Origin of the sequence: Hassallia byssoidea VB512170 (genome assembly GCF_000817785.2) — a bacterium.
Classification (GTDB): domain Bacteria; phylum Cyanobacteriota; class Cyanobacteriia; order Cyanobacteriales; family Nostocaceae; genus Hassallia; species Hassallia carrinoi.
The window spans coordinates 39546-52929 of sequence record NZ_JTCM02000043.1 but is presented as its reverse complement, the minus strand read 5'-3'; the positions used below and the strand labels follow the sequence as shown (position 1 = coordinate 52929).

The 13384-nt window shown below is 42.0% G+C and carries 13 protein-coding genes and 2 pseudogenes; 7 read left to right on the top strand and 8 right to left on the bottom strand.

All coding sequences use genetic code 11. The features are described from left to right. Both PI95_RS18685 and PI95_RS36030 read left to right on the top strand, forming a co-directional pair. Positions 1–766 (top strand): group II intron maturase-specific domain-containing protein (locus PI95_RS18685; protein ID WP_272870718.1); only part of this gene is annotated, 766 nt, incomplete at its 5' end. Further along, the gene (locus tag PI95_RS36030) at positions 714–1055 is read left to right on the top strand and encodes an HNH endonuclease (RefSeq protein ID WP_336507250.1); all 342 of its coding nucleotides are present in this window, start codon (positions 714–716) and stop codon (positions 1053–1055) included. The genes PI95_RS18685 and PI95_RS36030, both read left to right, overlap by 53 nt. Positions 1056–1747: 692 nt before the next feature. Here PI95_RS36030 and rpsU read toward each other — a convergent pair. Further along, on the bottom strand, positions 1748–1939 hold the full coding sequence (rpsU, locus tag PI95_RS18680; protein WP_029637314.1) for a 30S ribosomal protein S21: 192 nt from the start codon (positions 1937–1939) through the stop codon (positions 1748–1750). Between the two features lie 214 nt (positions 1940–2153). Beyond that, entirely contained in the window at positions 2154–2456 is a 303-nt protein-coding gene (gene rbp, locus PI95_RS18675; protein WP_039752301.1) for an RNA-binding regulator, read from the bottom strand. Positions 2457–2878: 422 nt separating this feature from the next. Between rbp and ybiA the strand changes: the two genes are divergently transcribed. From ybiA to PI95_RS18660, 3 genes are all read left to right on the top strand, one after another. Beyond that, positions 2879–3349, top strand: a complete 471-nt coding sequence (gene ybiA, locus PI95_RS18670) for a riboflavin biosynthesis intermediates N-glycosidase (RefSeq protein ID WP_039752300.1) — start codon at positions 2879–2881, stop codon at positions 3347–3349. A 182-nt stretch (positions 3350–3531) separates the two neighbouring features. Further along, on the top strand, positions 3532–3813 hold the full coding sequence (locus tag PI95_RS18665; RefSeq protein ID WP_039752299.1) for a hypothetical protein: 282 nt from the start codon (positions 3532–3534) through the stop codon (positions 3811–3813). Between the two features lie 23 nt (positions 3814–3836). Continuing rightward, positions 3837–4997: a VWA domain-containing protein gene (locus PI95_RS18660; RefSeq protein WP_039752297.1), complete on the top strand. Its 1161-nt coding sequence runs from the start codon at positions 3837–3839 to the stop codon at positions 4995–4997. Positions 4998–5002: 5 nt separating this feature from the next. Here PI95_RS18660 and PI95_RS18655 read toward each other — a convergent pair whose 3' ends face one another. Further along, positions 5003–5380, bottom strand: a complete 378-nt coding sequence (locus PI95_RS18655) for a hypothetical protein (RefSeq protein ID WP_163518997.1) — start codon at positions 5378–5380, stop codon at positions 5003–5005. Between the two features lie 72 nt (positions 5381–5452). Next, positions 5453–6161, bottom strand: a pseudogene (locus PI95_RS18650) (class I SAM-dependent methyltransferase). A 65-nt stretch (positions 6162–6226) separates the two neighbouring features. On the opposite strand from PI95_RS18650, the gene PI95_RS18645 reads away from it, so the two are divergent. After that, positions 6227–7321: a tetratricopeptide repeat protein gene (locus PI95_RS18645; protein ID WP_039752294.1), complete on the top strand. Its 1095-nt coding sequence runs from the start codon at positions 6227–6229 to the stop codon at positions 7319–7321. A gap of 145 nt (positions 7322–7466) precedes the next feature. Here the strand turns inward: PI95_RS18645 and PI95_RS18640 are convergent, their stop codons facing one another. Continuing rightward, on the bottom strand, positions 7467–8243 hold the full coding sequence (locus PI95_RS18640) for an SDR family oxidoreductase (RefSeq protein WP_039752293.1): 777 nt from the start codon (positions 8241–8243) through the stop codon (positions 7467–7469). Between the two features lie 137 nt (positions 8244–8380). Further along, positions 8381–9190, bottom strand: a complete 810-nt coding sequence (locus PI95_RS18635) for a DUF8623 domain-containing protein (RefSeq protein WP_039752292.1) — start codon at positions 9188–9190, stop codon at positions 8381–8383. An 85-nt stretch (positions 9191–9275) separates the two neighbouring features. On the opposite strand from PI95_RS18635, the gene murG reads away from it, so the two are divergent. Continuing rightward, positions 9276–10343 carry an undecaprenyldiphospho-muramoylpentapeptide beta-N-acetylglucosaminyltransferase gene (gene murG, locus PI95_RS18630; RefSeq protein ID WP_039752291.1) on the top strand — a complete coding sequence of 356 codons (1068 nt, stop codon included), beginning with the start codon at positions 9276–9278 and terminating at the stop codon, positions 10341–10343. A 103-nt stretch (positions 10344–10446) separates the two neighbouring features. On the opposite strand, the gene PI95_RS18625 is transcribed toward murG, so the two are convergent. Both PI95_RS18625 and PI95_RS18620 read right to left on the bottom strand, forming a co-directional pair. Continuing rightward, positions 10447–11226, bottom strand: a complete 780-nt coding sequence (locus PI95_RS18625; protein ID WP_039752290.1) for an Rpn family recombination-promoting nuclease/putative transposase — start codon at positions 11224–11226, stop codon at positions 10447–10449. A 159-nt stretch (positions 11227–11385) separates the two neighbouring features. Next, a pseudogene (locus tag PI95_RS18620) lies at positions 11386–13384 on the bottom strand (HEAT repeat domain-containing protein); the annotation flags it as partial.

Genomic DNA, 13384 nt, shown 5'->3' with positions numbered 1-13384 from the left:
ACTGAGGAGCCGTGTGATGGGAAAGCATCAAGCACGGTTTTGGAGAGCAGCGGCTCTCGTGAGGGAGTCGCTGACTTTAATTACTTCGGAATGGTTATCTGGCATAGGACTTGAATTAAAACCCGAAAAAACTCGGTTAACCCATACATTCAATCCTGAATTAAGTGAGGATGGTTTTGCAGGATTTGATTTTCTTGGTCATCATGTGCAACAACACCGCGCCGGGAAGTACCGCAGCAACAAAGGCAACTGCGGTGCAATATTAGGTTTTAATTCCCTCATCACTCCATCCGCGAAGGCGAGTAAGGTTCACATTGAGGAAATCAGAAGAATCATCACAAAACATAGGTCTTCGCCCCAAGCGGCATTAATCAATGACCTCAACCCTGTTATAAGGGGATGGTCTTCCTACTATTCAAACTCCGACGCTAAAACCGTTGGGGAAATGTCAAAACAAGATAACCTTACATACCTGAAACTTCGACGATGGGCAAAACGCCGATGTGGAAATGTCAAAGATGCTCATGACAAATACTGGACTTCCATAGAAGGCGACAACTGGGTATTCGCAACCAGGGAAGGGAGAGCGAACCCCCTCCGGTTACTATCACATAATGAGGTTGAATGCAGTAGCACTGACTATGTGAAAGTTAAAGGCGATAAAAGCCCCTACGACGGCGACCTGGTTTACTGGAGTTCAAGACTAGGGACACATCCTGAAATACCTAATCGTAAGGCTAAGTTGCTTAAGCAACACTCATGGTAAATGTCCCTGGTGTGGATTAAGCTTTCAAGAATGGGATGTTTTAGAAGTAGACCACATCATTCCCAGAGCCATTGGCGGCAAGGATGAATACAAAAACCTACAACTATTACATCGACACTGCCATGACGAAAAGACCGCGATTGACCTTAAGGAAATAAGGAAAAAAGACCACTCAAAGTTCCTAGAAAAACTTTCTCAATTTTGGGAAAAACTTGACTGGGAATGGGTCAATGATATTCCGTTCTTTAAAGGGTTCAAGGTCAGGAAGTCCGTAGTGACAAATGGATAACACACGCTCGTAGCCGTGTGCGGTGAAAGTCGCACGCACGGTTTCGGATGGGAGGGGTGGAACAGTAATGTTCCCCTCGACCCTAACTAAATCTGCTACTGGTAAATTGATTAATGCAGATGTAAATGGATCGTTAAATATCCTCAGAAAAGCAATCCCTGAAGCTTTCGCCCAAGGGATAGAGGGGATTGTAGTTTCCCCAGTGAAGGTTAAACTTCCAAACTAACAACCTGGACATTTGTCTATATTGTTAGCAACTATAACTCTTTTTTGAAAGTAAGCTCTATACCCACATAACCAACGCTCATAGACGTTACGAAAGGAACGTCTCTACAATATGTATGATTTGCAAAGGATATCACTTATAAAATTCCGAAAATCCAGTCCTTGTCACCAAGCTTTTAACATTTTTGTTATTGGGACGTGCTTTTTTTCGGAATCGGCTCTATTTTTTAATTCAACAGTGGCTTGGGAGTAGTGCGATCGCGTGCAGCTTTTTCTTCTGTGCTTGTACATCCCTCGATCGGTTACTTTCACACCTACGGCGATCGCTCGATCCTACAATGCTGATAAAGCACCGTCGCAAGATGAGGCAGTTTCAAAAAGCGTAAAACTTCGATACTCTCCGCTCTTGGCTGTTATCGCAATCGAAACCTCTATGCGTGAAAGTAACCGCTTGTGAGGAGTTATCCTTAATTACTACGAAAACGTCTTTTACTTTGTTTGTGTCTCGCAACTGCTTTACGCTTATGTTTTTGCAGAGGTGTTTCAAAGTGGCGATGCTTTTTCATGTCTGGAAAAATCCCAGCTTTGGAAACTTCTCGTTTAAATCGGCGTAAGGCTGACTCTATTCCTTCATTTTCTCCGGGAATTATTTGGGTCATTGTATCTCCAATTAAATTGATGTTTTGGGGTTTCACACTCATGTAGACAAAAATGGACAGCCAACATCTGTAAAATGTCGTGGGGGATCGAGGATCTAGTAAACGAACGCTTGTGCCATTTTTGTCCAGCATCGGACCTAGGGGTGTTGAGCAAAAAAGGGCAGACAACGAGTCTACCCTTAAGACCAACGAGTTAAACTCTTGCTCTTAAAGCTTAGTAGCGACGAGAGTTGTATCCTCCACCACCACCTCGTCTGTCAGAGGAACCTCTGTCTTCACGGGGTTTAGCTTTATTAACTTTTAAGCTACGACCCATCCAATCAGCGCCATCAAGCGCGTCAATTGCCGCTGTTTCTTCGTCCTCTTTTGCCATTTCTACAAAGGCAAAGCCTCTCGGACGACCTGTTTCGCGATCGCTAGGTAGCTGAACGCGATTTACTGTGCCGTATTCACCAAAAGCTCGCTCTAGGTCTTCTTTTGTAACTTCATAAGATAGATTACCGACATAAATGGACATAAAACATCTCCAAGAAATCTTAAATGTAGAGATTTAGATTCAGTAGAGACTATATTAAAAGGAGTCATATCACCGAAAATAATACTCAATTAAACACAACTATAACACAAAAAGCGTGGTTCTTAGTTGCTCGATCGCGCATTATGTCGTTTACTTTCAAAGCAAGCGAAAGTTTTTCCTTGTATGTTATGCGAAAAGCACACAGGGCAGTGCGCGGCTACCCCATCGTACCAAAGAATTTGTTAATAACTTAAGTTAAGACTTCCACATAAGCGCGATCGCCCAACTTCAAGCACCAAATACATTCGACTCTGGGCTGCAAAGTTTGAGTATATCAGCACTTAGAGCAACAGAAAACGCCCGCTCAGGTATGATATCAAAAATATTCATACAATAAATTTATTACTTTATCATAAATCGTTATGAAAATTTACTTTTACACCACTCGTGAAAAATACGGTTGTTTCTCAAACTTTTCCGCACACGGCTTTGAATTAGATGGGTTATATTGGTCTACCAGCGAACACTATTTTCAAGCGCAAAAATTTCCCAAAACAGCTGATGCTGAACAAATTCGCTTAGTGAAAACACCGAAAGAAGCAGCGAAAATGGGACGCGAAAGAACTCGTCCCCTGCGTCCAGATTGGGAACAAGTTAAAGATGATATTATGCAAAAAGCAGTGTTACGAAAATTTGAAACTCATGCGGATATCCGAGAAATTTTACTTGACACAAAAGATGCAGAAATAGTCGAAAATTCCCCGATTGATTATTACTGGGGTTGTGGTGCTAATGGCAGCGGTAAAAATAAGTTGGGAATAATTTTAATGGAAGTGCGAGATATCTTGCGTCATACTTATCATACAAACGCTAATAAAAGCTTAAGTGAATAATATTATTTATATTGATAATGCAATCTTTGTTCTTGCACTCATTGATAAGTCTTTGCGTCTGGAGTGTCTGTTGCGTGAAACAAAAAATCCGCTAAGAGGAGGATTGAGACTTTGTATAATTTAGCTTTTAATGGCGATGCAGCACAGTAAGTAAGATTGTATTTCTCTATAGAGCGAAAGCTATGAAATACTGTAAATGGTTTTGGGATGAATCCCTTGGTGGTGCTTTTGATGAGTGGGGTACTAGTACTTACTTTATGGAAATTAATGATAATTCACGCGTCGTCAGACAAATAGAAGTTTACGAAAACGGAAACGTTCTATTTTATGATGCTACTCACTTCGGAGATGATTACGGCATGTTAAGTGATAAACGCATGTCTAAGGAGGATATACAAGAATTTGAAATTACAAAAGCGGAATTTGAATTAATGTGGAATACAAAAAGACCAATCAATAGATGAAAGTTTCAAATATAGTGTAAAGTATGACTCAAAATGACGACGAACGTTTACGCCGTTGGCGACTTTTGTTAGGAAGTCAAGAAGCTGATGGTACAGGGTGTCGATTAAGCGGTGCTGATTTGGCAATGGACAACGCCTTGAGTGCATTGTACGATCCGGATCGCTCTGGTGGTTTAGGCTCTTCATCCCCAAAAGTTGCTCGTTGGCTTTCTGACATCCGCACTTATTTCCCTTCATCGGTAGTTAAGGTGATGCAACTCGACGCGCTAGAACGTCTTAATTTGCGTCAAATGTTGTTAGAACCAGAAATGCTGGAAGCTGTTGAGCCAGATGTGCATTTAGTGGCGAATTTGCTTTCTTTAAGCAATATTATGCCAAGCAAGACTAAAGATACTGCACGCATGGTTGTGCGTCGCGTCGTTGAGGAATTGCAACGCAAACTCGCTAACCCGATGCGTCAAGCTGTTATCGGCAGCTTGAACCGCAGCATCCGCAACCGTCGTCCCCGACACAACGAAATTGATTGGAATCGCACCATCCGCGCTAATCTCAAGCATTATCAACCTAAATATCGTACTATTATTCCAGAAGTTAGAATCGGTTATGGACGCAAGCGAAGTAATTTACGCAACATCATACTTTGCATTGACCAAAGTGGCTCGATGGCAACTTCTGTTGTTTATGCAGGTATTTTTGGATGTGTATTGGCATCTTTATCAGCAGTGCAGACGCGCATAGTTGCGTTTGATACCGAAGTTGTAGATTTGACTGATGAAGCGCAAGACCCAGTAGATTTACTATTTGGCACTCAATTGGGTGGTGGAACTGATATTAATAGAGCCTTAGCATATTGTCAAGGTTTTGTGCAACAGCCCCAAGATACAATTGTAGTGTTAATAAGTGATTTGTATGAAGGTGGCGATAAGAAAGAAATGCTCAAGCGAGTTGCAGCAATGGTGAATGCTGGGGTGCAATTTATCGCCTTATTAGCGTTGAATGATGATGGGGCACCGATGTACGATCGCTCTATTGCTTTATCATTAACAGAATTTGGTATTGCCGCGTTTGCCTGCACTCCTGATAAATTTCCCGATTTAATGGCAGCTGCGATCGCTCGTCAAGATATTAGACAATGGGCAGCTAATAATGATATAGTGACCACACGAAGCAAAGGCGCTTATTAGCACGCCTAAATTTCTTGAATAACTTGACAGATGCCCTTTATACGCTGTTCCAACAAAGAATTTAAAGCTGCTTCTTGATTCTTCACGTTAATAACAGGTGGAGCCTGGTCTGTAAATCTCGTCCTTGTTTTAACTAACTCAATCTGCACCTTTTCTAACTCAGCTAACACATCCTTTACACCAGGTATCAAACCCGCAGAAGCAACATCTACAGCTTTAAACTTACCGCGATTGAATTTACGGCACGCTTGTTGTTGCTGAACACGAGGCACATTGGCTTTTCCCAGCGTGTAGGCAATAAAACCAGTTAATCCTATAGAAAAAAGAAAAACTCCTGCTATAACCAGCCAGCGCAGCTTCTGAACTTGCGAATAATTTTGCATATTTATCTCTTCTGGCATCACGCTTTTGTCCTACAAGTAATATCGAGGAACGCAACTTTGTATTACCAGCCATTAGTTACACCAACCTCGTTCAGCTGTCCAATGGCGGTCGGAACTTTGATAGACTTTTACATTAAGTAAACCCGACAGGGAAATTAGCTGGTTTACTTCATCTAGCGTCAGTGCAGCGTGAAGAGAATCGCGGAATAACTTTTTTTGATACTCATCGTATTCTTCACCGATGCTATCAACTAAAGCATTCATAATTTGGGCATTCGCTGGTCGAATTAAATCGCGCATGAAAATACCACCATTAGATTTTACCACACGCTTGAGTTCTTTAAAGAACGGCAACGGATCGGGTAAATGATGGACAAGGCTATTAGAGATAATCATATCAAAATGCCCGTCCTCGTAAGGCAAAGATTTCGCATCCACTAATTCCAGACGAATTGAAGATTGCTTTCTTAGCCTCTTGAACGTGTTGTGCGGCAACTTCCAGCATACTTTTCGCAGTGTCAATAGCGATAATTTGCCATTTTGAGCGCATTTGAGAGATTAAAAGGGGAATGCGACCAGTACCAGTGCCAGCATCCAAGATTATACCTTGTGGGGGTCCAAGAGCGATTCTCCTTCTCCTATCGGAGACGCTTCGCGAACAAAGACGCTACGCGATCGCACTTTTGGCAAAAGCCGTATTTACCTCAGTGAAATCCATTGCATCATATTCAATAGCTTCAGTGAGACTATCCATCACCTCAGGTTCCAAAACTCTTTCCATCATGAAAGATACATCCGATTTCTGGGAACACTAAACATATCATTACAAATATCAGGGATTGGTTGATGTGGAAAGGCGAATCGAATCTTAACTCAAAAAACACAGTTCCCTTGCCAGTAACTACAATACATACGAATGCAAGGAAACGCGGCACAATTAGCCATGACTTTGATAAAAATTTACAACGTGAAATGCTACTTCCACAAGATAGTGACGACCACTCATCCGATGCTTCTAAGCTACTGCGACAAGGAGTTCAACAACAACAAGCAGGAGATTTAACTGCTGCGATGAAGTCCTTACAAGAATCCTTAGCACTGTCTCAAGCTTTTGGGGACTTAGAAAGACAGGCGCAGGCGCTTTCTTATTTAGCGCTAGTGGCTTATACTTCAGGAGATTACAAAAGCGCAATTTCTTACTCTGGGCAGTGTCTATCTTTAACTAAAGATTCTTCTAATTTGCGGGTGAGAGTGCAAGCGTTTTCTCATTTAGGTAATTCTTATCGTCACCTAAACGAGCATCAAAAAGCAATTGAGTTTTTGCAAGAGTGCTTGAAAATATCGCAGCAGTTGCAAGATAAGCGAACTCAAGTAGCAGCACTGAATAACCTAGGATTAGTTTATAAAGCTTTGGGCGAAATGGCAAAGGCGATTGAGTATCAGCAGCAAAGCTTAGAATTTGTTCGCGAACTTCAAGACCACTGGGGTGAGGAACAAGTGCTAAAAAATATCGGCAATGCTTGGTATGCTTTGAGCGATTATCCGAAAGCGATCGCCTACTATCAACAGTGTGTCACAATATCGCGTTCTCTCAACAACCACCGCAATGCGTCTCAGGTGCTGAAAAACCTCGGTAATGCTTGTTATGCGATCGGCGATTATGCGTCATCTATTATATATTATGAAGAACGCTTGCATATAGCCAGAAAACTTAATGATAAACGTAGCGAAGAACAGTCTCTCGGCAGTTTAGGAGTTGCTTGTGAAGCTTTGGGCGATTATACCAAAGCGATTACATTCTATGAAGAACGTTTAAATTTAGCTAGGTCACTTAAAGACCCTCGCAGCGAACAACTAGCTCTTACCAGTTTAAGAGTAGCTTGCTATGCTTTAGGCGATTATGCCAAAGCAATGCAATATCACCAATCATCTAGGGAGTAGGGAATGGGGAAGATTTGTGAAAGTTCGTAGTAAGGGCTTTAGCCCTTGAATTTAGCGATAATATGAATTAGTTTGATAAGTTGTGAAAGTTCGTAGTAAAAGCTTTAGCTCTTGAATTGAGCGATAAATCGCTCACTACGAACTTCTAATTTTCTGTTCGCCTATTTACCATAGTGACGCTGGCTTGGTCAACTGGCATTAATATAACTTCGTTAATATTGACGTGAGTTGGTCGGGTGACGCAGAAAAATATCACGTCAGCGACATCATCTGGTGTCAGGGGAGTTACTCCTTGGTAAACTTGTTGAGCGCGATCGCTATCCCCATGAAAGCGCACTTGACTAAATTCTGTTTCTACCATACCCGGATCAACGGAAGTTACACGTATCGGGGTTCCTAAAAGGTCTTGTTTTAAACCTTCAGAAATTGCTTTCACTGCGGCTTTCGTGCCACAATAAACGTTACCTTTGGGATAGATTTGATGTCCGGCAATCGAACCAATATTTACCACATGACCGCGATTCCGCTTCACCATTCCTGGGACAACATAACGGGTGAGGTAAAGTAAACCTTTGATATTGGTATCAATCATTTCATCCCAGTCTTGAGTGTCACCTTCGTGGAGTTTGTCTAAACCGCGACTCAAACCAGCATTGTTAATTAAAATGTCGATATCTGACCACTCTGGGGGTAGGTTAGAGATAGCCGATTCTACAGCCAAGCGATCGCGCACATCTAACTGTAGTAAATGAATATCAGCACTCTTATTATCTAGTTCCGCAGCTAGCTGCTGCAAACGTTCTTGCCGACGCGCTGCTAAAATCAATTTTGCACCCGCATCTGCTAAAATTCTCGCACAAGCTGCACCAATACCACTGCTTGCACCCGTAATTAAAACAATTTGATTTTGAATTGAAATCATGTTTAGTCAATAGTCAATCGTCAAGGGTCAAGAGTCAAGAGTCAATAGTCAATCGTCAATAGTCAATCGTCAATAGACTTTGGACTTTGGACTTTTGACTTTTGACTTTGGACTTTTGACTTTTGACTCCTAACTACTTATTTCACAACCTGCAACCTTTGAGTTACCATTGTCATACCTTCTCCCCGTAAAATTACCGCAGAAAGCCATTGATTACCAGGGGTAGAAGGTGCTTTTCCAACTTTAAAAAGTCCACCTGTTGTCAGCAATTCTAAATCAACCGATGTGGGAGAAAGATATTTTTCTGGTTGAATCGGTTCTTCTAAAGCGGCACCTAAAATAAAATCTTCACCAAGCGGTTCAGTAACGATCGCATCAAAATTATATTGCTGTCCGACTCGCACTTGCTGTGGTAAATTAATGTTAATTTGCGGTGGTTTAGCACCAGAGCTAAGTTGAGTGCGTTCGGTCAAAATGTCTTGACGGACAATTTGCGTACCAGAAATGCGCTGACGAGATGTAATTGTCGCATTTAGAGCTAAGTTATTACTATTGGCAGAGGGTGAGCCGGTTATATTAGTCACCGTTTCGGCGATAATGGCATTACCTTCTGATTTCCAAGATCGCAGTTGGGTAGTGTATTTTAATTGTGGATACCGCTGCCACAGTCCAACCAAGGCTTTTTGCATATTGGCGTGAGTTAAGCCATCCCCAGTAGTAAAATTGGGACTGTAAAACTGCATTACTTTTGTCACATTGCCTTGACTTGCTGCTGTATCAATTTGCGTCAATAAATTTTTCAGTGCTGGAGGTGCGGTGTCTGGGGTACTCGCTTGAGCGCATTTCCAACCGGATAATAAACCAAGTGTCAGTAAAAACAAAATTAGCCAGTTTGAGGCTAAAAATTTTCTTTGGCGTTTAAGTAGTAAGACAATTAGGTTAGGCATTGTTGATAGGTTCAGGATTTAGCGAAAGAAGGGTCGTAAATTGTTTTATCTTAGTTAAGCTTGAAAGCACAACGGTAGAGGGTTGATGGTTAACGCACCGATACGATTATTAATAGCTGCTAGTGGAACTGGTGGACACTTATTTCCGGCGATCGCACTTGCTGAACAATTGCCAGATTATCAAATTGAGTGGCTTGGTGTCCCGAATCGGCTAGAACGATCGCTTGTTCCCAAGCAGTACCCCTTGAATACTATTGCAGTTGAAGGATTTCAGCAAGGGTTGGGATTTTCATCTTTACGAATTTTTGGTAAACTCGTCGGTTCGATTCTCCAAGTTAGAAAACTTCTGAAAAAAGGTAATTTTCAAGGTGTCTTTACTACGGGTGGTTATATCGCAGGTCCTGCTGTAATTGCCGCGCGATCGCTTGGTTTACCTGTGATTCTCCACGAGTCTAACGCCTTACCTGGTAAAGTAACACGCTTTTTTGGTCCCTGGTGTAATGCTGTAGCGGTGGGATTTGAAGTTGCGGCTAAATATCTACCTCGTGCCAAAACTATTTATACAAATACTCCGGTGCGATCGCCATTTTTGAATTCGGGAATTGTCCCCCTAGATTTACCGATTCCGGAGAATGTTCCTTTAATTGTCGTCTTTGGTGGTAGCCAAGGTGCAGTCGCTATTAATAAGTTGGTGCGTGAATGCGTTACAGCTTGGTTTGATGCTGGTGCTTGGGTTGTCCATTTGACCGGAGATAATGACCCAGAAGCCGATAAGTTACAGCATCCGCAATATATTGTGTTACCGTTTTATGACAATATGGCGGGATTGTTAAAACGCGCTGATTTAGCAATTAGTCGTTCTGGTGCGGGAAGCTTGACAGAATTGGCAGTATGTGGTGTACCGTCAATTTTGATTCCTTATCCATTTGCGGCAGAAGATCATCAAACTTACAATGCGGAAGTATTTACCTCAGTCGGTGCAGCGATCGCATTCAAGCAATCAGAGTTAAGCGCTGAAGTATTGCAAAGTAAAGTTTTGTATTTATTGCAATCACCGGAATTGGCTGATATGGCTTCAAAAAGTAAAGCGATCGCAGTTCCCGACAGTGCGGAAAAATTAGCGCAATTAGTGCGTGAAGTTGTAGAAATGTAATGAAACTACGTAGTAAGCACTTCAGTGCTTTATAAAGCGCTGAAGCGCTTACTACCTAGAAGTGCCAATTGGTATGATTATCTTCTGCGCTTTGTAGTCTGCTTTAAGATTGTTGTGCTGCCTGCCGAACAGCTTCAATATCAATATCTAGCTGTTCGGCTATTTGTTCGACAGTCACACCTGCTTTCAACAGTAGTGGAACAGCAGCTAGCTTACCTTCTTCGCGACCTTCTTCTAGTGCTTCTTGGTAAACTCTAGTTTGTTTTAGTGCGCTTAATTTTAGCATATTTTCTACCTCTTGGCGACTTAACAGGGGAAATTTGTAAACTATAATCGTCTCAATTAAATCTATTATTGCTTGGCTGGTAATGGTGTCTGTTATTTCTTGCCTTGTTTGGTCGATGAGTGAAACAGCGCGATTCACAGCGGTTTGTTCTGGTTCTACTACTAATTTAACAACGTTAACGCCTAAAGATTGGTTTGCGGTATCGAGTTCATCGAGGTAAACGCGCTGTACTTTGTGACTTTCGAGCAAAACCTGATAAAGTCTGGTTTCATCAGGTTCTAAACTGCGTCTGGGGTAGATGATAACAGCGTACCAGTCAACGGTAGCTGGATTCTGGTCTAAAAACAGGAAAAGTTCCGCAAATAGCCGATGATAGAGAAATTCATCTTTTTGAAACTGTACTTCACAGAAATATATAGTTTTGTCAGCACTATTTTCAGGTGGTAGAAAAACTCCATCAATTCGGAAAGCGGTTTGTTTGATTTCGACCGAGCGGAACTGATAACCTTGAGTATTGGTAGGCGATCGCCCAATCAAATCAAAGAAGATACTGGGAAACTCGGCAAATAATTCATAAAAAATACTGTCAGTCTTCACTAGACCTCTTGCACTCCTTCCCTAATACCCCACCCCCAACCCCTCCCCGCTTGCGGGGAGGGGAGCGTTTGCGTCAGCAAATGCGGGGTGGGGTTCTTTATTTTTGATTTATGCAAGAGGTCTACTCTTACAAAAACTCCGCGTCCCTTTGCGTTTAAATCATCTAGACCGCAACAACTGCACAAACGTATCACTCACAGTATGATCCTTCGTATTGGCAGCGTATTGAATCAACTCTTCTCGCAGTGCTTTAGCCTTATCTAACTGTAGCAAAGTTGCTAACAAAAAGTATACACCCCGAAAGCGCGGATCGCTCATGTGGTCAATCAGGCGTTGTTCTGCTGCGTCACCATCGCCGAGAAAAGTTTGTACTAGAAAGAAGTCCATAATCTTATCATGGCGGAAGTAGCATTCTTTCTTAGGTTCTCCTTTTTCATCTTGCCACTGACGGCTGACAACCATTTTATATTTCTCATCTTCCATCGAGTGTAATTCTTGATAGAAAAGCTCACCTGATAAAGCTTTCTCATCATTTAACCGCATTTGGTAGACAGCTTCGGAGAATTTTTTCAAGGGAAATTCATGCTTCCATTCTTGCAAGTATTCTGCTGCCATTTCTTTATATTGTTGTTCTTGCAAGCGAAACAAATCTGGTTGCTTGCCTTGTGATAACATTTGAGCAACCAAAGTTAAATCCATCGGATTGGAAAGAGTTCGTTGTGCTGCTTCTAACTCTTCACGAGATTGGTGTTGGTTGAAAGCTTCTGTTAAATAGTTTTTGCAAGCTTGATTGTAAGCAGTACCTTGAATTTTCGCATCTTTGGGTAGTCGCGGCTGTCGAGTAATCAAAAATTCCTCAATTTGCTGAGGTTCTAAAGGTTGCAAGTAATACATCTTTGCCGTTGAGGGTGGTATCCACTCTAACGGTTGGGTAGTCATAATGATGTTACCGCGAAAGTAGCTCTCGACAAACTGCGTAATTTTCGCTCGTGTGTCTGCTGTAACTTCGTTCAGTCCATCGATGCAAATATCTATCGCACCGCTGTAAATCAGGTTTTTCAGAAATTCTGCATCTTGTGCTTGTCCGTGCAGCTTTGCTTGAATTGCCTCAATTACACCTTTATCGCACTTGTGCGCCGGCAGATAAACGACAATAGCTTGAGAAGATTTTACCAGATAACGGAGAAACATCGACTTGCCTAAACCAGAATCGCCTTCTAAAACGATTTGCCCTTTGATGCTGGGAATCTCTTGCGTAATCAATCGGATTTGTTTTTGTTCGGATGAAGACGTGAAATTTTGGGATGAAGAAGACGCGATTAATCGCGTCTCTACAACACCGGATTGGGGAAAATATGCTTGGGAATTAAAATTGCTTAATCCTGCATCTGCTAAAAGAGAAGGCTGAAACGGTTCAAATAATTTGCGACGCAAAAAGGGAACCCAAGCGAGGAGAAAGCCGACGTAACCGACACCGAGAATGCGACGTACCCACGGGTTCCAGAAGAAGATAGCTTGAACTTGGGGAAATTTGGGGTAAGCAAAGATAAGCGCAAGCCAAAAGGTAATATGAATAATAAAGGTGTTTTTGGCAGCGAAGAACCACTTCCAACCTTCGAGATTATTAATCACCGACTGCACTGTATCCGCTTCGTTATGTTTGCCTTTCAGGTTGTTGTAGTGGTCTGACAGTAACTTAATATCTTGTGCTTTCCATGAGACTTTTTTGCTAGCAACAACATAGCCTATTTGCTTTGCTAAGTCGTCTTGCAATCGCTTCAGCTTCTGAGTCTTACTGGCTTCCCAGGCTTTTTTAAAGACTTCCAGGGTTTTTTTGCCTTCATCGTGTGTAAGTTTCTCAGGCAATGATTTAGGATTGCCAAGCCATATCAGCAGCGTTTTCACTTCATTAGTACCACCACCAAGGAAATAGGTTAAGAAACGCCACTGTTCAAATTCTGATTGACCTGCATAATAGACGGAATCTAGAATTACGACAATGTTATCCAGATTCAGTTGTTCTATATTTCCCAATGCGGATGCTGCTGTTGCACGAACATCTGAGTCAACAGTTTTATCTTTGAGGAAGTCAGCGATATCTTTAACGTAGGGTTTTGCCGCATCCCCCAAATTTCCCAATGCGGATGCTGCTGTTGCA